We start from the raw sequence: 22186 nt of genomic DNA on the forward strand, positions 1-22186 counted from the left end.
CTTAGTTGTTGGTGTTCTGGTTGGGATTGCGGTTGTATTCATCACCGAGACGTCCGGTATTACCTTCGTCTTCTAATGACTGAATGTAGGCGTCATACTCGTCCTGAGGGACAACCTTGACGTTGAAGAGCATCTCAGAATGGTACTCACCGCAGAGCTCTGCACATTTGCCAGCGTAGGTGGCAGCCTCATCACCTGTAGTGAAGTACATGTGGTTGGTCATGCCGGGAATGGTGTCACGCTTCTCAAGGAAAGCAGGTACCCAGAATGAATGGATTACATCGCGAGACTTTAGCTGGACATCTACAGTCGAGTTAGTAGGCAGATAGAGTGTAGGAAGGGTTTCTTCAACACCTTCTTCGCCGGTGGTGCTCAGACGCGCCTGAATACCGGAAAAGTAGACATCTTCGTTAATGTAGTTGAAGTCCCAAGCCCACTGCTTCCCGTAAACCTCGACGGTAACATCGGCGGTTTCAGCCTTGGGTGCGGTTATCTCTCGCTCAGCCCTGTCAGAGAAGCTGAAGAGGCTAACAATCAAGATAACGGGAATTATGGTGTAGAAAATTTCCAGAGGAGCATGGTAGCTCACCTGGCGGGGGTAACCGGTTTCGTACTTGCGACGACGGTAGGCGATGATGCACCAGAGCATGAGGCCCCAGGCGACAAGACCTACGGCTAAAGCAGCTACCCACGAACCAATCCAAAGGTCCATGATGGTATCTGCGTTATCGGTTACACCACGCTGGGTAGGCAACCAGCCCACCTTTGCCTGTTCTGAACAACCGGTCAATAGCAGTGCTGAGACTGCAGTAGCGGTGGCTATTGCCTTGCTTTTCAGCCCCTTGCTGCCGGTTCGATGCTGCGAACTCACAGACGGCCCTTCCTGTAGCGATGTGCGTGTTACCTAGGTGCCGTGTGTGGACAGCAATAATCTAGGTATAAATCTTTCAATACGAGCTTACCTGCAAATGGGGAATTACGGTGACAACCTGTCATCTAATAGACGTGTCATTACAAAAGTATTTCGTGACAGCCATACTAAAAAATTTAGGGTCAGCGTGTGCGAAAGCACAGGCTGACCCCTATCGTTTACATCAGTAGCAATTAGCTGAACGAATCACCACATGCACATGACCCCTGCGCATTGGGGTTATCGATTGAAAAACCCTGCTTTTGAATGGTGTCTTCAAAGTCAATGGTGGACCCATCGAGGTAGGGGACGCTCATGCGATCAACAATTACCTCAACACCGTCAAAGTCACGGATAGCATCACCTTCCAGTACACGCTCATCAAAGTAGAGCTGGTAAATAAGACCTGAGCAACCGCCGGGCTGCACAGCAATGCGCAGTCGTAAATCGGTACGACCTTCCTGTTCGAGCAAGGCTCGAACTTTTGCTGCAGCAAGGTCAGTAAGGTTCACTGCGTGGGTTGATACGTTATCGAGAACAGTCTCTGACATCAATTTTCCTTTCAAGAGGTGTTATTCAGCATCTAGTTTACGCTTTTAAAACTTCGAGCGCGAGGGGGCGCTACTCAATGGTGATGCTACTCCCCTAGCTCTTTTCAGCTAGCATCAAAGCTTCAGCGAGAATAGCTTTTTTGAAGTCAGGTATGTAGAGGGACTCGTTTGCACTGTGAGCTCTTGTGTCAGGATCCTCAATACCAGTAATGAGTATCTGCGCATCAGGGTACAGGCTCGTTAGGGTAGCTATGAATGGAATTGAGCCGCCCATGCCAGTAGTTACAGGTTCCACTCCCCATGCCTCAGAGAAAGCCGCTAAGGATAGTTGAGCTCCCTCCCCAGCAGTGTCAGCGGAATAGGGCTGACCTGAATCTTCAGCTTGGTAAATAACTTCAGCTCCTAATCCATTGCGAGCTTCAAAATGACGTGCTAGGGCCCTGTGCGCGTCATCGGGGTTCTGACCTGGTGCCAGGCGCACGCTAATACGAGCGTTAGATGTCGCCGCAATGGTGTTGGAGGATTCAGCTACCGAAGTAATATCCATGCCAATTACCGATATGGCAGGCTGCGCCCAGAGTCTGGATGATATCGAACCTTCACCAGCCAGGACCATGCTGTCTAGAATCCCTGAGTCCGCTCGGAAATCCCCTTCATCATAGTCAACCTCTGGTTGAGGTGAAGATATTAGACCTTCAACCGCAACCTTACCTTTATCATCATGAAGTGTCGATATCAGTTTCATAAGGACAGTGTGGGCATCGAGCAATGGCCCACCAAACATCCCAGAATGAACCGAGTGGTCGCTAACTCTTACGGAAATATCACCGCTAGCTACACCCCTGAGGCTTGTAGTTAAAGCTGGCACCCCAGTTCGCCAGTTCGCTGAGTCAGCTACGACGATGTAGTCAGCCGCTAACTTTTGTTTGTAGTGTGACAAAAAGTCATCAAAACTGGGTGAACCTGCTTCTTCTTCACCCTCAATAAACAGGGTGACGCCTACCTTAAAGGAGTCACCTAAGACTTTCCTTACCGCTGAAAAAGCTGCTAGATGGGCGATTACTCCAGCTTTATCATCTGCAGCTCCACGGCCATAAAGCCTGTCACCAAGCTGGGTTGCAGTAAATGGGTCTGTCTTCCACAGCGTTAAATCGCCTGCGGGTTGTACGTCGTGGTGCGCGTACAACAAGAAGGTTGGGTACCCTAGACTAGCCTCTTTGCGGGCTACTACAGCGGGCATGCCCATCTTGCCCCCTGCGTACTCAACACTCAGTATTTCTGCCGACTCAAACCCAGCATCTAGCGCAAGTTCACGAACTTTTTGCGCGCTATCGGTGACCTTTGAGATATCGAAAGACTCCCAGGCCACAGAAGGGATTGCAACTAATTCAACTAGCTTAGCCAGCTCCGCGTCGAACTGCTCTTCAATGAGATTTGCTAGCTGATCCTTGTGCTCAAATTTAAAATCATGCATCGTCATATATCTCAGAATACGCGTTAAATGTATTTAAAGGCTCGAAATCGTTATCCTTAAGAGGTGTTTGGTCGTAAAAATAAAGCAGCAGAAACTGGAAGTCAGCAGTCCGCGGGGTCTATCAGGATTGAAAGAACAGAACCTCATCTGTCTGACTCTAAGTACACCCCTCCCAAGGGCCGCCCTACCCCCTCTCGTAAAGAAAGAGAGGCCGCACGCAAGTCACCTCTTGTGCCGGTAGATAGAAAGGCAGCTAAAGAAGCGGAAAAAGCAGCAAATCGCGAATTCCGCATCAAGCAACAACAAGCTATGCAGACCGGCGATGAACGTTATCTTCCCGTGAATGATCGCGGCCCGCAACGCCGTTACATTCGGGATTTCGTAGATGCACGATTTAACGTGGGCGATGTACTTCTTCCCGTCATTTTGTTAACCTTCATCATCGGTCTTTTCACCAGAGCCTTTCAGGAATACAGCATTTTGGTCATGTGGGCCTTTATCCTGCTGTGGTTCATTGATTTCTGGCTTCTATGGCGCAAGCTCAAGCCAAGGATTATCGCAAAGTTTGGTGCCGTAGAACCACGTTCCGGCTTCTACGCCTTTAACCGATCAATGATGATTCGTAGATTCCGTCTACCCAAACCTCAGGTTGCCCGCGGCCAATATCCCAGCTAAACTCAAGCTCTTATCAATGAACGGGGGGCCGGAACTTCTGTACAGAAGTTCCGGCCCCCCGTTTACTGACTACTTATTATTTTTTCGCAAAGCAAGAAGTTCTTTGTTAATACGAGCTGCCCATAGTGGGCCTTCGTAAAGAAAAGCGGTATAGCCCTGCACTAGCTGAGCTCCTGCATCCAACCTTTCTTGGACGTCTTTGGCGGTGGTTACGCCGCCTACTGAAATCAGTGAAAGCTGATCTCCCACCTCAGATTTAAGTATTCTGAGAACTTCTAGTGAGCGGCTTCTCAGCGGCTCCCCCGATAGACCGCCAGCACCGATTTCAGTAATTTTAGCGGTGTCAGAAGTTAGCCCCATACCATCTCTGGCTATAGTGGTGTTGGTAGCAATGATGCCATCCAGTCCCAAACGCACAGCCATACGCGCAATCTCAACGATATCTTGATTAGCCAAATCAGGTGCTATTTTGACGGCCAGCGGTATTCTACGACCGACGACAACTCTATCCGCCTCAGACCTTACAGCCTCAAGTAGAGGTTCAAGGGTTTCAATAGCCTGCAGGTCTCGCAGACCTGGGGTATTCGGCGAGCTAACATTCACCACCAGGTAATCTGCCTGGGGTGCCAATACACGTGTGCTCACCAAGTAGTCTTCGATGGCATCTTCAAGGTCTACAAGCTTGGTTTTTCCAATATTGACCCCGATAAGGGGGCGCAGTTTTCCTTTATACTCACTCTGTAAGTCGGCTCTTGCCGCTGCGATACGCGGTCCAGCTTCAGCAGCTCCCCCGTTATTAAATCCCATGCGATTGATGACAGCTCTATCATCGACCAAACGAAAGAGACGAGGCTTAAGGTTACCTGGCTGTGCCTGCCCGGTTAGCGTACCAATTTCGATATGACCAAACCCGAGGTTGCCCAGCGCTGAGATAGCGTAGCCCCCTTTATCAAACCCCGCCGCCATTCCAAAAGGTGAAGGGAAAGTCAGCCCCATAGCTTCAGTTTTCAATGCCGGATGAGGCGCAAAAAACAGACGTTCACCAATTTTGGAAATACCGGTCTTGCGGAGGGTTTGCACACCCCACATGCCAATATGGTGGGCCCTTTCTGCATCCATAGGTTTGAACATCGTATTGAACAGGGTTGGGTATAACCTCACGGTCATTCCCCTTTCAGCCGCGGTAAAACTACCAGTTATATATAAATCTAAATTAGCGAGAGGTAACCTGGTCGATAGCGCCACCGTATCTGCGATCTCGGCGTGCATACTGCTCGACGGCGTCCCACAGAACAGTTCGGTCAACATCTGGCCACAGGACATTCATAAAGACCATCTCGGCGTAAGCACTCTGCCAGAGGAGGAAGTTAGAAAATCTCTGCTCTCCTGAAGTCCGTAGAAATAGATCTACATCGGGAAGGTCAGGCTCATCAAGATACCGTTGAAAAGTCTTCTCGGTAATATGTTTGGGTTTTATTTTACCGTCAGCGACATCCTGGGCCATCAAGGCTGCAGCATCGGCAATTTCAGCGCGGCCCCCGTAGTTAACGCACATAGTGAGAGTGCAAACAGTATTATTCTTTGTTTCAGCTTCGCACTTCTCAAGTAGAGTAATGACAGATTTCCATAGTTTAGGGCGTCGGCCCGCCCATCTAATACGAACTCCCCACGACTTAAGGGTCTCTAGCTGCCGCTCCAGCACCTCTGAGGAAAAACGCATCAAAAAGGCGACCTCATCTGGTGATCGTTTCCAGTTTTCTGTAGAAAAAGCGTAAGCCGAGATGTAAGGAATACCCATCTCAATCGCTCCAGCTACCACTTCGAGAAGTGCTGCCTCACCTGCACGGTGCCCTTCATTACGAGGCAACCCACGTTCGTTGGCCCACCTACCGTTACCATCCATCACTACAGCAACGTGTTGAGGAACAAACTTACGTGGAATGGACGGCGCAGTAGCACCGCTGGGGTGTGGATTAGGCAGAAGGTGGGACATAGGAGACTAGCTTTCCTTTTCTAAAATTGCGAGCGTTTTTAGTGGTCGCTCTAGATGCCACTGAGCATATTCCATCATAAGCCGTGAAGATTTGACGGAAAGGGAGGAAGCAGTTCCTAGCGTCCCAACGGTCTCCCAATCTCCAGCTTTGAGAGCAGTGAGGTATGCGGGAGTATCTTCTGAAATAGGTGTGACACGTTGCACCAAGTTACGCCGCCCGCAGTTCTGACACAGGACTCCAACCTCAGCCGAGAAGTAGTTGAGATCATCGACAGATGCACAAATGCCGCAGGCAGAAGTTGCTAAACCCCACCCTGCTAAAGAAAAAGAGCGGGCGATGTAAGAATCAAGAATTCTGTAGGGAGAATGAGATCGGCGAGCCAATGCAGAAAGTGCTCCTGCCAGCAGCGAAAATTGACCCGAACCAGCCTCCTGGTCGTTCTGCACCAGCTGTTCAGCTAACTCACAAATAACAGCTGCAACGGTAAACACACCGTAATCAGCAGCAATAGGGGCAGCGTAGGCCCTTCTCGTTACCACCTGAGAGATGGTTGCTAACTTTTTTCCGCCGGATGCCGAAAAGTCAACCAGCATAAAGGGCTCAAGGCGGGCACCGAACTTTGAAGAGCTGCGTCGTACCCCTTTAGCCACCGCATGGACGATGCCGTGCTCCCGGGTGCACAAAACAATGATACGGTCGGTCTCCCCCAGATTCTGGGTGCGCAAAACAATAGCGCTATCGCGAAAGGACTTATTCATTGATAGCGCTGAACTCACACTCATATTCTTTCATACCCTGTGCACTCTGTCAGTCACAGAGAAAAAAGAAATCGGCGGGGCTGAACCTCCAGGAGGCTAGCCCCGCCACGGAAAACTTATTCTGAATCTCTAATCGCTCGATTGACCGCCGAAATCATTGCCTTCAACGACGCGCGGGTAGTAGATGAGTCAATCCCAACGCCCCATAGAACCCGGCTTCCAACCGCGGCTTCGATATAGGAAGCTGCCTGCGCATTAGCGCTTGAAGCAAGAGTGTGTTCCGAGTAGTCCAGGACACGAATATCTACCCCCTCCTTGGAGAGGATGGACTGCAGGGCCTCAATGGGACCACTGCCTTGGCCCACTCGCTCATAGCGATGACCTTCAATGACCAGACCAGCACGCATCGTGGTGGCACCGTGCTCTTCAGAATCAATAGACAGGGACTCAATGCGGTACTTGCCCCAGCGGTTCTCAACATCGGTGCTGGGCAGGTATTCATCAGCAAAGATGTTCCACAAGACCGGACTTGAAACCTCACCGCCCTGCGAGTCAGTTCGCGCTTGAACAATGGTAGAAAATTCCTGTTGCGCTCGTTTGGGGAGATCCAAGCCGAAATCCTTCTTCAGCAGATAGGCGACGCCGCCCTTACCCGATTGTGAGTTCACACGGATAACTGCTTCATAGGTGCGCCCCAGGTCCTTGGGGTCAATGGGCAGGTAGGGAACTGACCACACCATGTCATCAATATCTTTGCCTGCAGCCTGGGCATCCTTCTCCATACGCTCAAAACCCTTTTTAATAGCGTCCTGGTGAGAACCGGAGAAAGCAGTAAAGACTAAGTCGCCGCCGTAGGGTGAACGCTCATGAACCGGTAGCTGGTTACAGTACTCAACGGTAGAGCGAATCTCATCAATATTGGAGAAATCGATTTCTGGGTTCACACCTTGAGTGTAGAGGTTCAACCCCAGGGTTACCAGGTCTACGTTGCCGGTGCGCTCTCCATTACCGAAAAGGCAACCCTCAATACGGTCTGCCCCCGCCATATAGCCTAGCTCTGCAGCGGCGACACCGGTGCCTCGGTCATTGTGCGGGTGCAGGGAAAGAACGACGTGTTCACGGTTGGTTAGATTGCGGCTAACCCACTCAACAGAATCAGCGTACACATTGGGAGTAGCCATCTCGACGGTTGCCGGCAGGTTGATGATAACCTCACGCCCCTCGCCGATACCCAGTTCGTCAGTTACCGCATTGCATACCTTGACAGCAAATTCAAGTTCTGTGCCGGTGAAGGATTCCGGAGAGTATTCGTAGGTGATTTTAGTATCAGATACCATTTGCTCTTCGAACTTCTTGCACAGACGAGCACCGGTCAGAGCGATGTCCAAAATACCGTCCTGATCCTGGTTAAAGACAACGCGTCTTTGCAGAACAGAAGTTGAGTTATAGAAGTGCACAATGGCTCTGGGGGCACCTTCAATTGCCTCAAAGGTCTTTTGAATCAGGTGTTCACGGCACTGCACCAGCACCTGAATGGTGACATCAGCGGGGATATGACCCTCTTCAATGAGGGTGCGCACAAAATTAAAATCGGTTGCAGATGCTGAGGGGAAACCCACCTCGATTTCTTTGTAGCCCATCTTAACCAGCAACTTGAACATGGCGAGTTTGCGCTCTGTGTCCATGGGGTCTATCAGAGCCTGGTTACCGTCACGCAAATCTACCGCGCACCATCGAGGTGCTTTAGTAATAGTTTTGTTTGGCCAGGAACGATCCGGAAGCGATACCTGAATCTGCTGATTAAAAGGGACGTACTTGTGCACTGGCATTGAAGCCGGCTGCTGGAAATTTTTCATGAGGTGTACTTTCAGCGTGAGATTTATAGTTCTAAGAAACAGGAACAAACCCGTAGCGCAGCATGACCTGTATAACCGCGCTACGGCAAATAAGCATTTCCATATGCATCTCACTCATGTGTTCAAGGTATCACGCGTTTTTTAGCCACCGGTAGTAAGGTCACACTATTTCCACTATATGAAAAGCTCCAGCTGACACGGGAGCTTTTATATTTAGTAGTTAAAGGACTGCTGGCAGGTGACCTGATCAGCGGTCTGCCCGGTGACACCGGAGGCTATACCAGCATCTTGCGATTCTACTTTGTCATGCTCTGCTAAGTCTGAGCCAACTACTACCTCAATGCCGATGTACTGGTCAGAAGGTGTGAGGGTAGTAATTCCAAAGATATCCGCGACAGCCTGGGCTTCAGCCTCAAAACCGTAGGGGTAAACGATAGATGAGGTTGAATACTCGGCGGCGTTTTCGTCAACGGTGGTCTGCTTGAAACCGCGATCAGTGATATCCGATGCTAGAGCAGAACCTCTATCATCGACGCCTGAACCGTTGGATACGGAGACGGAGACATCATAGTTCAGCGAATCAACGTCCTCTTCTACCGTTTCTTCTGTGGCAGCCGGCTCAACAAGACTCTCGTCCTTCTGCAGTTTCGTGAAGAAAGCCTCAGATTCGGTGGATAATTGCAGTTTATTGTCATCTAGGACGTAGGGTTCGTTGGGAACCGTTGCAAAAACAACTTTGCTGAGGTCAACTGTTGAGAAAATCGACCCCACACTGACCAGCGTAGATAGATCGGTCAGCCCCTTATCAACCGTGACGTTCTGGGTGACGGCTTCGGCCATACGGTAGAGCATGCTGGGGTTAGAAAGAGTGCCCTCCGACTGAACCTTGCGGAGCAGGGAAGACAAAAAGCTTTGTTGAGCTTTAATACGGGCGGTATCGCTCCCATCGCCAAATCCGTGACGTGACCGAAGGAAAGCAAGGGCCTGCTCGCCTTCAACGTCGGAGGTTCCAGCCTCCAACTTCAAGCCACTGTAGGTGTCATCAATATCTTCTGTGACGCATACCTGGACCCCACCAACAACGCTGGACAGTGCCTTAACAGCGTTGAAATCAACCAGCATAAAGTGATCAATTTCTACACCGGTGATGTTACTGATGGTAGCGACAGTGCAGCCCGGGCCACCACGCTCGAGTGACTCGTTAATCTGTGTATCTTCACTAGCGGCGTAGACCTGGCCCGTCTCAGCGTCGGTGCACTTAGGGATATCTACCATTAAATCGCGAGGGAACGACACCACATTAACCATCTGGCGGTCCTCACTGATCTGAAGCAGCATCATTACATCTGAACGGGCCCCGGACTCTGCATCAGCCTCATCGCCGTAGGCAGCGTTATTACCTGAACGGGTATCGGAGCCAATGACCAAAATATCGAGTGGACCACTCGCCAAATTGCCGACTAACTCCCCCACATTCATCTCAGCGGTGTGAACATTCGAGCGCAACCTGGCCAGAGCGAAGCCCCCCAGCCCGAACACTAAAAGCAACATAGCTACGCAACCGAAGGCAAGCCATTTCAAACGCTGAGACTTCTGGGGCTGAAGTAGCATGTGGCGCCCATGTGTAGCTGTTGAAGGCTGAGGGGAAGAGCCTAAAAAGGCCATTCATAAACTCCGTTTCATAGATACCGACGATAAGCACCGTGGTTCAAGGTAATGCTTAAAAATACCCACAAATTCTTATGGTTCTTAGCTCAAAAGCTGAAAGGAAGCCTAAAAGCCTAACTTGCCCATAGCCTTGGGGTCCTTCTGCCAGTCCTTAGCAACCTTTACATGAATCGATAGGAAGACCTTGGTGCCCAGCAGCGTCTCGATATTCTTGCGCGCTGTCTGACCAATTTCTTTCAGGCGTGCACCCTGTTTGCCGATAATAATTCCCTTCTGAGAATCACGTTCAACGAACAAGTTAATGTGTATATCCAAGAGCGGGTTTTCCTCACTGCGCCCCTCCCTGAACTCCATCTCTTCGACGGTAACTGCAACCGAATGCGGTAGCTCGTGAGTGACGCCTTCCAAGGCAGCTTCACGAACCAGCTCGGCAATGAGAGTGGCCTCAGGTTCATCGGTCAGTTCACCGGTGGGATACAGAGGAGGAGAATCAGGCAGATGTGTTGAGAGTAGCTTGGCTACCTCCTCAACCTGATAGCCATTGACTGCAGATACAGGAATGATATCGGCCCAGCCGCCGCGTCCGTCGTTCACTACGCCGCTGGCAGGTTCACCCTTAGCGCTAGCCCGAGAAGCGGCCGGGCCACTACCCTTACGGAAGGGCATTTGTTCGCCCTTTTTCTTGCGCTCTTGCCGATCGCGACGCTGTTTGCGAGCTGCTCGCTCCGCGCTCATAATCTCATCACCCAGAGCCGAAACTTCAATGAGCTGCTCGGTCAACTGTTCGTGGCTCACCTTATCTGCTTTGGTAACAATCGCTACGATGGGCTTGTTTCCAGAGGCAGCAAGCTGTTGAGCAATATAGCGATCACCAGGCCCAATCTTCTCATCAGCCGGAATGCAGAAGCCAATAACATCAACCTCAGAAAGAGTTTCAGCTACGAGATCGTTGAGACGCTCTCCCAGCAGAGTACGCGGCCGGTGCAAACCGGGAGTATCGACCAATACCAGCTGAAAATCATCGCGGTGCACGATACCGCGAATAGTATGACGGGTGGTTTGTGGGCGGTTTGAAGTAATAGCAACTTTCTGCCCCACCAGCGCGTTGGTCAAGGTTGACTTGCCGGCATTAGGGCGCCCAACCAGCACCGCAAAGCCAGCCGAATAGTCATCGGGAAAAGCTGCAAAATCCACTCAAAAACTCCAAGTGTTGGTCTCAATAAAAAACTACAGACCACTCTACAACCTTTTACCTATGCCCCTTTAAGTTTGTGCGGTAAGTCGGTACCTCTGCGGTATAAGTCTCCTCACCGCTTCTCCTGTTGAGGCTAAAATCAACAAGCCGCCCTTTCCAACCCAAGGGCTGGAAAGGGCGGCTTTGCCGAGGTGTCTACTGTTCAACAGGCTGTTCACTCGCTTCGACGGTGACAGGGAGCTCTGCCCAGACTTCTAGGGTGCCAATCTTATTGCGGCGACCGCGGGCACCAATTGCTTTGATATGGATGCCCTCCACGACGACTTCACTACCAATAATAGGTACTCGTCCCAGGTGCTTAGAGAGCAACCCTCCTACCGTCTCGACGTCCTCATCTTCGAGGTCAACACCAAAGGTTTCTCCCAGTTCTTCGACCCCTAGACGGGAGCTGATACGGAAGGTGCCATCTTCCTGCATTACTACTTCTGGTTTCTCGTTGTCATACTCATCGGCTATATCACCAACAAGCTCTTCAATTAGATCCTCAAGAGTAACCAGCCCTGAGGTGCCCCCGTATTCATCAACAACCACCGCCACGTGGGTTGACTCCCTCTGCATTTGCTTGAGCAAGTCCATCACCCGCTTGGTTTCAGGTTCAAAACGGGCCGGGCGCATGAGCGAAGCGATACCGAGAGCTGAAGCTTGACCTGTGATTCCTCGATAGCCCTCGATGGTGTCTTTCAGATAAAGGACACCCCGCACATCGTCAAAAGAGTCGCCCAAGACGGGCATGCGAGAGTAACCTGAGCGCAAGAAAAGATTCAGGGCATCATCTAAGCTCTCATCGAGGTCGATAGTGACCATATCTGCGCGAGGCACCATCACCGAGCGGATGCGAGTTTCATCCAGCTCAAAGATCGACTGCACCATCTCAGCTTCATCGTCCTCAATAGCTTCAGATGACGATGCCCGGTCAACGAATTCGAGAATCTCATCCTCGGTAAAGATACCGGTGACCCGGTCTGAGTCTTTGGGGCTAAACTTGCGCGATAGCGCTGTCAGTAAAGATGAGAAGGGGCGTGTTAGAACCCCCAGGGCATAGGTTAGACCAGCCATTGTTTTAAAAACCTGAACGTGCTTTGTGCGGCCCACTAAACGCGGAGCCACCCCAAAAAAGGCAAAAATCAGGATAGTCATTACCAGTAAAGTCAGCACCACGCTGATCCAGGTGCGGTGGAATATCTCGGAAATCAAGAGATAAAAGCAGACTACCGCTGCGGTTTCCGCTAAAACCCGCCAGATGCGCAAGGAACGGAAGTAAGGTTCAGGGTCAGCAAGAATTGCCCGGACGCTCTTTTTACCGGACTCATCCGCTAACTCCCCCGCAACGGCCCTGGGCAGGTAGGTATAGGAAGACTCCATAGCGGTGAAAAGATAACCGATGAGAACTAAAACCAGTACACCGGTAGCGAGAAAGAAGACGGAAAGCACGGGTTAGTGCCTCGTTTCCACGGGAGCAGGGCGACCGAGAAAGTCTTCAAGAATAGTTCGCTGGATACCGAACATCTCAGCTTCCTCTTCTTTCGTGGCGTGATCGTAGCCCAGGCAATGCAGGATGCCATGGGTGGTGAGCAAACAGAGCTCATCAAGAGTCGAATGCCCGGCTTCTTTGCCCTGAGCAGAAGCTACCGGTGGGCAGAGCACGATATCGCCCAGCACACCAGTGGCCAGCTGGTCCGGTGTACCTGGAGTTAACTCGTCCATTGGAAAGGACATTACATCGGTTGGCCCGGGCAGATCCATCCACTCTAGGTGAATACGCTCCATTTCAGACTCACCCACGACGCTGATGGAAAGCTCAGTCTCTGCGGAAACATTCAGATGAGCGAAAGCATGAGCTACCAGACGCTCTAGGACGTTTGTATCAACCTCAGCAAAAGACTGACGAACGGTTTCAGAAGCATCCTGGGCGGCATCCTCAATATCAAATTCAATGTTCATTAGTGGTCCTTAGATACTTCAATACCCGATTTTTCAAGTAGCTTCTCAGCCGCAGCTTCAATGGTTTGGCGTTTGACCTTGCGAGTTTTCCGGCGATCGATATTAGATTTCGTTTCGTCCCAGCGATCATAGGCACTCACAATATCTGACACGAGCGAATGACGAACCACGTCCTCAGCCTGTAGCAAAGAAAAATGAATATCTTCGACTCCCTCAAGAATCTGGCGAATTTGTTTAAGACCCGACGCATGTCCACCCGGAAGATCAATCTGAGTAACGTCACCAGTAATCACCATCTTGGAGCCAAAACCCAGGCGTGTGAGGAACATCTTCATCTGCTCAACAGTGGTATTCTGAGCTTCGTCCAAGACAATGAAGGCATCGTTGAGGGTGCGGCCACGCATATAGGCAAGAGGCGCTACCTCAATGGTCCCGGCCTCCATCAGACGCGGGATAGACTCCGGGTCCATCATGTCATGAAGCGCATCGTAGAGCGGGCGCAGGTAGGGGTCGATTTTCTCGTGGAGCGAGCCGGGCAAAAAGCCTAGCCGCTCCCCAGCCTCTACCGCGGGGCGAGTCAGAATAATGCGGTTAACCTCTTTAGCCTGCAATGCCTGAACAGCTTTTGCCATAGCGAGGTAGGTTTTACCGGTACCAGCCGGGCCAATACCGAAAATAACGGTATTAGCGTCAATGGCATCAACGTAGCTTTTTTGGTTGATGGTCTTGGGGCGGATGTTCTTACCCCGTGAACTCAGAATGTTATGGCTAATGGCCGCAGCTGGATGCGCCAGCGTGGCTGTCATCATGCCCATAATGCGAGTGACCACTTCGGTGGTAACCTGGGTGTCATTTTGAACAAGCTGGACCAGCTCACCTAACAACCGCACGGTGGTCCCTGCGGTTTCAGAAGGGCCGGTGACCACAACATCTAACCCCTTAGGGCGGATGGCGAGACCCGGGAAAGCATGTTCAATCAGGGTGATGTTGCCATCGTGGGGGCCAAGGACGGCCACCATCTCTTCAATTGAGCGGAAAGAAAAAGTTCGAGCAACGGTTAGGGGGCGGTGCGTAGCGGATGCAGTAGTCATAGGTGACCTCGCAGGTCTTTCAGAGCTCCTTGGCAATAGCAAAGTGGGTAAAAACTACTTTACCGAGCGCGGGGACCAGGAGGTAGAAGTTTTGCGGTCAGTGATATTACAGCTACCAGCGGCCTAGTGCGACGTTGAGGGTTGAGATAGCGGCGGCCCCCGCGGTGGAACTGCGCAGCACCTCATCGCCCAAGAGGACGACCCTGGATCCGGCGGATTTTAAGAGGTCGAGTTCACGCGGGCTCACTCCCCCCTCTGGGCCTACCAAGAAATAAATCTCTTCAACGGTATCGGTCAGACGGGCTGAAAGTTCTTGGGTTAGTCGGAGCTCAGCCTGCTCATGCAGTACCAGAAAGAGAGCGGTATCGCCCAGCTCACGGGCTAATTCAGCCAGGTCAGCGCTACTGTGCTGCTCAAAAACTTGCGGTATGACAGCTCGCCTGGACTGCTTTGCAGCAGCCCGCACGGTGTTCTGCCACTTGGCATGAGCTTTAGCGGCGCGCTCCATTTTCCACCGCACAATAGATCGGTCAGCACTCCACGGTACGACTCCATGAGCACCCAGTTCCGTAGCCATTTCTATAGCCTGGATGTCACGATCGCCCTTGGCAAGAGCTTGAACTAGATAGATGGTCACCTGCTGTGACTGCTGGGTGAGCAGGTTAATGCCAACCCTGACACCAGCATCTAGGATTCCAAGAACTGACCCGGTAGCGCGCCGTCCTGCACCATCTGCTAAATCAATGCCCTCGCCAACCTCAGCCCGCTTCACATTCTTAGCATGGTGCCCTTCATCGCCCGTCAGGTCAAAGGTGCTACCTTCTTCCAAGAGGTCAAATTCGGGGGTGCTAATGTAGTAGACCGCGTTTGTCATAGGGATTACTTCAGATGATCTTTAAGGCGGGAGAAAAAGCCCCCGGACTTCTTATTTGAAAGCGTTTCGCTGACCTTGAGGTCTTCACCGCGGGACTCAGAGAACTGCAACAGAAGGTTCTTCTGTTCCTCGGTCATGCGGGTGGGAGTGCGCACCTCAATCTGTACATGGATATCGCCCCTACCGCCACCGCGTAGACGGGTCACGCCCAGTTCTTTGAGAGTGATGATATCGCCAGACTGGGTACCGGCCGGTACGTTAACCTCCTGAACCCCATCGAAGGTCTCCAGCGTAACGGTGGTTCCCAGGGCGGCAGCAGTCATGGGCACACCCAGTGTTGCTACCAGGTCATCACCGTCGCGGACGAACACAGGGTGAGATGCTACTCGCAGCTCAACGTAAAGATCCCCGTTGGGGCCACCCGCAGTGCCCGCTTCACCCTGACCAGCCAAGCGAATGCGGGCACCGTTAGTAACACCTGCAGGAATTTTGATGGTGAGCGGCTTGCGCTCGCGCACACGGCCCTCACCGTAGCACTCAGCACAGGGATTCTTGATAACAGTGCCAAAACCACGGCAGGACGGGCACTCAACCGGCTGGACGACAGTACCCAGAATAGATTGAACCTGGCGTTGCATGTAACCCTGACCGTGGCAGGTCGAACAAGTCTCAGGGTGAGTGCCTTCTGCGGTGCCTTCACCCTCACAGCGCCCACAGGTGACCGCTGTGTCAACAGTGATGGGCTTATTAACGCCGAAGACGGCCTCCAGCAAGTCGATTTTCACGTTGATGAGGGCATCTTGGCCCTGACGCATGCGGCTCTGCGGCCCGGTGGGACCTGAGTTGAAGAAGGTATCAAAAATATCCTGGAAGCCACCAAAGCCACCACCGAAACCACCCGCACTGCCAAAGCCCCCGGCAGAACCATTTTCGTTACCGGTCTGGTCGTAGATACGACGCTTTTCAGGATCGGAGAGCACATCATGAGCTAGTGATACCCGCTTGAACTGCTCTGCAGCCTCTTCCGAAGGGTTAATGTCAGGGTGCAACTGACGAGCCTTCTTGCGGTAAGCCTTCTTAATGTCTTCTGCGGACGCATCTTTGGACACACCCAAAGTTTCGTAGTGACTGCTCACTGATTCCTCTTTCTAGAGTAGGTTCACACAAAATATACCGAACGAAGCGCTAAAGGCAGTTGCCCCTAGGACTCGCTCAAAATCTTTGACAGGTAACGCGCCACAGCGTTGACCTTTGAAATAGTCATGGAGTAATCCATTCGGGTTGGCCCTACTACTCCTAAGGCAGCTGCTTCATCAGGGCCATAACCGCGAGCAATGACCGCTGCCTCTGACAGCGAATCTTCCGGGTTCTCTTGACCGATACTGACAGCAAAACCCTGTTCGTTTCGGTCGATGCCGGTCAAGAGTTTGAGCAGAACTACCTGTTCTTCTAGAGCGTCGAGCACCGGCGCAATGCTGCGGCTAAAGTCTACGGCTCCCTCAGCTAGGTAAGCGGTACCTGACACCAGTAAACGGGTGGGGTCTCCCTGGCTTCCCATTGCTTGGAGAGCAGCCCAGAGGGGGCTGAGCCCAGGGGCATCAGGAGGTGTGGGCTGAAGCTCAGTCAGCAGATGCAGCGGCTCACCCTCACACTGTTGGTTCAGTACTCTGCGCCAAAAAGACAGCTGTTCTTCGGTGTGCAAAGTTGCCACATTGCGTTGAAGGATCTGACCGGTGTTGGTAATCAGCACCATCAAAATCATGGCGTTTGAAAGGGGTACCAGCTCAATATGCCGGACCGTCACCGTTTTTTTACGCGGGTACTGAACAAGTGCAACCTGCTGTGTAAGATGCGACAGCAGACGGGCGCTACGCCCCATCATCTCGTCGATGTCCTCGGCGCTATCTAGAAGTGTTTGTATAGCTCGTTTCTCAGCAGAACTTAGCGGCTGAACCTGCGCTACGCGGTCTACAAAAACCCGATAGCCCTGGTCCGTCGGAACCCGCCCCGCGCTCGCATGAGGAGCCTTGATAAGCCCAGCTTCTTCGAGTGCCGCCATGTCGTTGCGCACAGTGGCACTTGAGACACCCAGATTGTGCCGCTCAATGAGAGCTTTCGAGCCCACCGGCTCACGCAGGTGCACATAATCTTCAACAATTGCCTGTAGAACCTGCAGGCGACGAGGGTGATCCATATGCACCTCCTGGGCTAAAACGAGCTTCATAACTAGCACCCTCAGGTTGAGAGTGCTAACACCGCTTAACTCTAATACCCCCTGGGATAGAATCAGAATTCGGTACGCTCATGGCTAAGGTGGGCAGGTGCGCGCAGAAAGGCAGCTAGTGGATTACAGAGACAGTTGGGGGTCAGCTGACCTCACTAACCACCGAGTCGCAGTGCCCAGAAAAATTGCTGTCAAACCTGGTCTTCTACTGGAGGACGTACAAAGTGGCTGGGTAGGAGTAGTCGTCTCGTTAGAAACCATCGGCGGCATGCGCGTTATCGGTCTAGAAGACCGATACGGAAAGGTCAAAAAATTTCCGCTAGGACCAGGTTTTCTCTACGAGGGACAGCCGGTCAGCGCCGTCGTCCCTGCACGTCAACCGCAACAAACAAAGCCACAAATCTCTCGATCAGGCTCCCGCGCTGTTGAGAGCGCCCCATCTCGCACCGCACGTGCCTCCCGCATATGGGTGGAAGGGACGCACGATGCAGAGCTGGTGGAAAAAGTATGGGGTCACGACCTCAGAGTAGAAGGAATCGTTGTAGAACCCCTACACGGCGTGGATGACCTCGCTACTGCCATAGCGGCCTTCGGCCCTGCACCGCACCGCAAACTGGGTATCCTGGTGGATCACCTGGTGGAAGGGAGCAAAGAAAGCAGAATCGTTGCACAGGCTTTACAAGCTCCTGGTGCACGCGGAAATGTCACCATCGTTGGTCACCCTTTTGTAGATATCTGGCAGGCCGTCAAACCAAGTGTTGTAGGCATCGATGCCTGGCCCTCTATTCCGCGCTCAGAAGAGTGGAAAAAGGGCATACTACGGCGCTTCGGGTGGCCTCACGAAACACAAGCAGATATTGCCACTGGCTGGAAGACTATCCTTTCAAAAGTCGAAACCTATACAGATTTAGAACCAGCCCTTCTCGGCCCCGTCGAACAACTCATCGACTTTGTCACCTTAGAACCCTAGTCTTATGTGACAAACATCGTGACCAAGACAGCAAAAATGCCTGTCACCGATATGTTCTCTACACCAAATTTTCATTAGAATGGTCACAGCGCAAGACCTACCCTGTCTTCTGCCACCACCCGTTCGCACCACACTCAAAGAGAAAATTTTTGAAGACCGCAACCTCTCCCTCAGCAAACGCTTACAAGGGCTCACCGGCTACCGCCTCGCATCTTTCAGTAGCGGCTGATCGAAACATTGCAACCACCGCTCACTTTGGAGGTGTCATTGGGTGCATTCCTTCGGCCGTCATTTACTACCTCTACCGCGGCCGTGGCCCCTTTACCGAACAAGAATCAAGAGAAGCACTAGATTTCACTCTGTTGCCCACTCTCGTCATCGCTGTGTCAATCATTCTCAGCGGTGTGCCCGCTATCGGTTGGTTCTTTGGTCTCTTGGCAGCTCTCACCTGGACCTTCCTCGCAGTTTCCTCGCTAATTGCTGGTATCAAGGTAACTCGAGGTAACCCTTATCAGTACCGTTTTAACACCCAACTTTTTACCCGCATTCTGAACCGTAAAAAGTAACGGCAGTCGATAAACCAAAGCGATGCCCGGCGCTCAAGGTGCCGGGCATCGCTTTTACACAAGACCGCATATGTGGTCTAGGAGTATAACCAGTTTATAGGTCTGGTAAGAGTTCGCGGGTTACGGCATCTCCCAGTAACCTTCCCTGTAGCGTTAGTTGCACCCTACCCTCTGATCGGGCTCGGGGCTCAATTAAGCCCTGAGCCTGAAGCCAGTCCAGGGAGCTCTCAATGTCTTGAGGAGAGCGACTACCGTCAAGTTTGCTGATATGCAGCCCATCAATGACGCGAACCTGCAGCATGATATCTTCGAACCGGCGAGTTTCAGCAGACAGAACTTCACGTGCAGCTGCCGGGCTCAGCCCTTCTCTCACCTTGTGGGCATAGGGTACCGGGTGCTTCAGGTTCCACCACCGAGTACCGTTGATATGCGAGTGAGCGCCCGGGCCAATGCCCCACCAATCCTGGTTGCGCCAATAGGCATAGTTGTGACGACTGCGGGTGGCCTCGGTAGTCGAATAGTTTGATACTTCGTACCAGTGGTAGCCACCAGCGCTAAAGATCTCCTCGGCTGCCAGGTACATATCAGCCATGAGATCATTATCAGGCATCTGGTAGTCTCCACGCCGAATCTGGGCAGCCAGTTTAGTACCCTCTTCGATGATGAGAGAGTAGGCAGATATATGATCCGGTTGATAGCTCACCGCAGCTTGGGCTGATTCACGCCACTGCTCAAGGGTCTCCCCGGGAGTTCCGTAAATGAGGTCAACTGATACCTGCAGGCCAGCCTCTTTGGCCCACTGCACCACTTTGGGCACGTTGGCCGGTGTATGGGTACGGTCAAGAACTTCCAGAACTGAGGGAATAACAGACTGCATACCAAAAGAAACGCGGGTAAAACCACCAGCTCTGAGCTCGAAAAGGTCATCTCTGGTTACTGAGTCAGGATTAGCTTCAGTGGTGACCTCTGCACCCTTCTGCAACCCAAACAATTCAATGGCCGACTGCAAAACGGTGACCAGGTCTGCTGCCGGAAGCTTGGTAGGCGTACCACCACCAAAAAAAATCGAATAGAGGGGGCGGTCTGGCACCCCTGACTCCCGCAGGACACGCTGCGCGAACTCAAGCTCTGCCACAGCGTCCTGAGCATAGGACCCAAGACCGACGCCGTTACCAAAATCATCGGTGGCATAAGTATTGAAATCGCAGTAGCCGCAGCGCACCGAGCAAAAGGGCACATGGACATAGAGGCTGAAATCGCGCTCCTCGCACCGAACGGCAGAACCCGCGGGGATTCTGCCGTGTAATGGTGCCGGAGCGCCTATAGGCTGAGCCGGCATTATTTTTTTGCTTTATCCTTCGACTCTTCACCGGAAGACAGCGCTGCGATGAAGGCTTCCTGCGGAACCTCAACACGGCCCACCATCTTCATGCGCTTCTTGCCTTCCTTCTGCTTCTCCAGCAACTTACGCTTACGCGAAATATCGCCGCCGTAACACTTAGAAAGCACGTCCTTACGCATAGCGCGTATATTCTCACGAGCAATAATACGAGAACCAATTGCCGCCTGGATGGGCACCTCAAACTGCTGACGAGGGATCAACTCACGCAACTTGCCGGTCATCATCGTGCCGTAGGAGTAGGCCTTATCCCGGTGGGTGATAGCACTAAAAGCATCGACCTTCTCGCCCTGCAGAAGAATATCTACCTTGACCAGATCGGCTTCTTCTTCTCCGTCAAACTTCCAGTCAAGTGAGGCATAGCCGCGAGTCTTGGACTTGAGCTGATCAAAGAAGTCGAACACAATCTCGGCTAGGGGCAGGCGGTATCGCAACTCAACACGATCCTGAGATAGGTAGTCCATGCCACCCATAGTGCCGCGACGTGACTGACAAAGCTCCATAATCGCACCCACAAATTCGTTAGGAGCGATGATGGTGCAGGCAACCATGGGTTCCCTAATGGTGGCTACCTTACCCTCGGGGAACTCACTGGGGTTAGTCACTCGCTGCGAGGTTCCATCCTCAGCCACCACGTCATAAATAACGTTAGGAGCCGTTGAAATGAGGTCCAGATTAAACTCGCGCTCCAGGCGCTCGCGCACAATCTCAAGGTGGAGCAGACCCAGGAACCCACAGCGGAAACCAAAGCCTAGGGCCGCCGATGTCTCAGGCTCATACACCAGAGCAGCATCGTTAAGCTGGAGCTTATCCAGGGCGTCACGAAGAGCGGGGTAATCAGAACCGTCAATGGGGAAGAGGCCCGAGAAGACCATGGGCTTGGGGTCCTCATAGCCACCCAGCTCTTCTGTAGCTGACTTCTGAGCCGAAGTGACAGTATCACCTACGCGGGACAGACGGACGTCCTTTACGCCCGTGATAAGGTAGCCCACCTCACCAACTGCCAAACCATCGGTTGGTTTGGGCTCAGGTGAAATAACGCCAATCTCCAACAGCTCGTGTTCAGCACCGGTGGACATCATCTTAATTTTTTGACGGGGGCTGAGCTTTCCGTCCACAACGCGCACATAGGTCACTACACCGCGGTAAGAATCGTAGACCGAGTCAAAAATCATGGCGCGGGCAGGTGAATCCGGCTCACCCTGCGGCGCAGGAAGCAGCTCAACAATGCGGTTGAGTAGATCCTCAACGCCTTCACCGGTCTTACCTGAAACGCGAAGAACCTCATCTGGCTCAACCCCAATGAGGTTGGCAAGTTCTTCAGCATACTTTTCTGGCTGAGCGGCCGGTAGGTCAATCTTATTGAGCACCGGAATGATAGTGAGATCATTTTCCATGGCCAAGTAGAGGTTGGCCAGGGTCTGAGCTTCAATTCCCTGCGCGGCGTCCACCAGTAGCAAAGCACCTTCGCAGGCTGCCAGAGAACGAGAGACTTCGTAGGTGAAGTCCACGTGACCCGGAGTATCAATCATATTGAGGGCATAGTTGACTCCGTCTACCTCCCAGGGCATGCGCACTGCTTGGGACTTGATGGTAATACCGCGCTCCCGCTCAATATCCATACGATCCAGGTACTGAGCCTTCATCTCGCGTGGAGTCACAACCCCCGTTGCCTGAAGCATGCGGTCAGCCAACGTGGACTTACCGTGGTCAATATGCGCGATAATGCAAAAATTACGGATAATTTCTGGGTTGGTGGCCGCAGGTTTGGGCGGTTTAGTTGCCAGAGGTGACAAGCTGTGGTTCCTTTCACGGCTGGTTACAACACAGTTGCACGCATCTGGGGCGGACGCCGGCGCGCAGAGAGTTGGTATAGGTTAGTTAATAAGTTTCCCACATCCAGGGTGACTTTGCACTTTCAACACCTGCCGAGGTATCTACGAAGAACTCAGGGAGTTTTCAGGTACTTGTATGTGCTAT

Annotated in this window: 20 protein-coding genes; 3 read left to right on the top strand and 17 right to left on the bottom strand. The window is 52.2% G+C overall.

The window, feature by feature from the left end; genetic code table 11:
- Position 1: 1 nt before the first annotated feature.
- The 3 genes from ctaC to M3668_RS06920 form a co-directional block, all read right to left on the bottom strand.
- The gene (ctaC, locus tag M3668_RS06910) at positions 2-871 is read right to left on the bottom strand and encodes an aa3-type cytochrome oxidase subunit II (protein WP_251380088.1); all 870 of its coding nucleotides are present in this window, start codon (positions 869-871) and stop codon (positions 2-4) included.
- Between the two features lie 233 nt (positions 872-1104).
- Positions 1105-1461 (bottom strand): HesB/IscA family protein, encoded by a 357-nt coding sequence (locus tag M3668_RS06915; RefSeq protein ID WP_251380089.1) that lies wholly within the window; start codon positions 1459-1461, stop codon positions 1105-1107.
- Between the two features lie 94 nt (positions 1462-1555).
- Positions 1556-2935, bottom strand: coding sequence for a dipeptidase (locus M3668_RS06920; protein ID WP_251380090.1), 1380 nt, complete (start codon positions 2933-2935; stop codon positions 1556-1558).
- Between the two features lie 147 nt (positions 2936-3082).
- Between M3668_RS06920 and M3668_RS06925 the strand changes: the two genes are divergently transcribed.
- Positions 3083-3610, top strand: coding sequence for a DUF3043 domain-containing protein (locus M3668_RS06925; protein WP_285835804.1), 528 nt, complete (start codon positions 3083-3085; stop codon positions 3608-3610).
- A gap of 69 nt (positions 3611-3679) precedes the next feature.
- On the opposite strand, the gene M3668_RS06930 is transcribed toward M3668_RS06925, so the two are convergent.
- The 12 genes from M3668_RS06930 to hrcA form a co-directional block, all read right to left on the bottom strand.
- Positions 3680-4771 carry a quinone-dependent dihydroorotate dehydrogenase gene (locus M3668_RS06930; RefSeq protein ID WP_251380172.1) on the bottom strand — a complete coding sequence of 364 codons (1092 nt, stop codon included), beginning with the start codon at positions 4769-4771 and terminating at the stop codon, positions 3680-3682.
- A 52-nt stretch (positions 4772-4823) separates the two neighbouring features.
- The gene (locus tag M3668_RS06935) at positions 4824-5603 is read right to left on the bottom strand and encodes an isoprenyl transferase (RefSeq protein ID WP_251380092.1); all 780 of its coding nucleotides are present in this window, start codon (positions 5601-5603) and stop codon (positions 4824-4826) included.
- Between the two features lie 6 nt (positions 5604-5609).
- A complete protein-coding gene (gene recO, locus M3668_RS06940; RefSeq protein ID WP_251380093.1) occupies positions 5610-6380 on the bottom strand; it encodes a DNA repair protein RecO in 771 nt (256 codons plus the stop codon).
- Positions 6381-6478: 98 nt separating this feature from the next.
- Positions 6479-8218, bottom strand: a complete 1740-nt coding sequence (gene leuA / locus M3668_RS06945; RefSeq protein WP_251380094.1) for a 2-isopropylmalate synthase — start codon at positions 8216-8218, stop codon at positions 6479-6481.
- A 213-nt stretch (positions 8219-8431) separates the two neighbouring features.
- Complete coding sequence (locus M3668_RS06950; protein ID WP_251380095.1) at positions 8432-9829, bottom strand: LCP family protein; 1398 nt, start codon at positions 9827-9829, stop codon at positions 8432-8434.
- A gap of 162 nt (positions 9830-9991) precedes the next feature.
- Positions 9992-11080 (bottom strand): GTPase Era, encoded by a 1089-nt coding sequence (locus tag M3668_RS06955; RefSeq protein WP_251380096.1) that lies wholly within the window; start codon positions 11078-11080, stop codon positions 9992-9994.
- A gap of 196 nt (positions 11081-11276) precedes the next feature.
- Positions 11277-12572, bottom strand: a complete 1296-nt coding sequence (locus M3668_RS06960; RefSeq protein ID WP_251380097.1) for a hemolysin family protein — start codon at positions 12570-12572, stop codon at positions 11277-11279.
- 3 nt (positions 12573-12575) lie between these two features.
- Entirely contained in the window at positions 12576-13082 is a 507-nt protein-coding gene (gene ybeY, locus M3668_RS06965) for an rRNA maturation RNase YbeY (protein WP_251380098.1), read from the bottom strand.
- Positions 13082-14173: a PhoH family protein gene (locus M3668_RS06970; RefSeq protein ID WP_251380100.1), complete on the bottom strand. Its 1092-nt coding sequence runs from the start codon at positions 14171-14173 to the stop codon at positions 13082-13084. The genes ybeY and M3668_RS06970 overlap by 1 nt, the downstream gene beginning before the upstream one ends.
- A gap of 112 nt (positions 14174-14285) precedes the next feature.
- Positions 14286-15047, bottom strand: a complete 762-nt coding sequence (locus M3668_RS06975; protein WP_251380102.1) for a 16S rRNA (uracil(1498)-N(3))-methyltransferase — start codon at positions 15045-15047, stop codon at positions 14286-14288.
- Between the two features lie 5 nt (positions 15048-15052).
- Positions 15053-16183 (bottom strand): molecular chaperone DnaJ, encoded by a 1131-nt coding sequence (dnaJ, locus tag M3668_RS06980; protein ID WP_251380103.1) that lies wholly within the window; start codon positions 16181-16183, stop codon positions 15053-15055.
- A gap of 65 nt (positions 16184-16248) precedes the next feature.
- The gene (hrcA, locus tag M3668_RS06985; protein ID WP_251380104.1) at positions 16249-17241 is read right to left on the bottom strand and encodes a heat-inducible transcriptional repressor HrcA; all 993 of its coding nucleotides are present in this window, start codon (positions 17239-17241) and stop codon (positions 16249-16251) included.
- A 127-nt stretch (positions 17242-17368) separates the two neighbouring features.
- On the opposite strand from hrcA, the gene M3668_RS06990 reads away from it, so the two are divergent.
- Together M3668_RS06990 and M3668_RS06995 are read left to right on the top strand one after the other, a co-directional pair.
- Positions 17369-18241, top strand: coding sequence for a DUF3097 family protein (locus M3668_RS06990; RefSeq protein ID WP_425570013.1), 873 nt, complete (start codon positions 17369-17371; stop codon positions 18239-18241).
- Between the two features lie 149 nt (positions 18242-18390).
- Positions 18391-18807 (top strand): DUF4870 domain-containing protein, encoded by a 417-nt coding sequence (locus tag M3668_RS06995; RefSeq protein WP_251380105.1) that lies wholly within the window; start codon positions 18391-18393, stop codon positions 18805-18807.
- Between the two features lie 94 nt (positions 18808-18901).
- On the opposite strand, the gene hemW is transcribed toward M3668_RS06995, so the two are convergent.
- Positions 18902-20146, bottom strand: a complete 1245-nt coding sequence (hemW, locus tag M3668_RS07000; protein ID WP_251380106.1) for a radical SAM family heme chaperone HemW — start codon at positions 20144-20146, stop codon at positions 18902-18904.
- Positions 20146-22002: a translation elongation factor 4 gene (gene lepA, locus M3668_RS07005; protein ID WP_251380107.1), complete on the bottom strand. Its 1857-nt coding sequence runs from the start codon at positions 22000-22002 to the stop codon at positions 20146-20148. The genes hemW and lepA overlap by 1 nt, the downstream gene beginning before the upstream one ends.
- Positions 22003-22186 lie beyond the last annotated feature (184 nt).

It is taken from the genome of Rothia sp. P100, assembly GCF_023712425.1.
GTDB classification, from domain to species: domain Bacteria; phylum Actinomycetota; class Actinomycetes; order Actinomycetales; family Micrococcaceae; genus Rothia; species Rothia endophytica.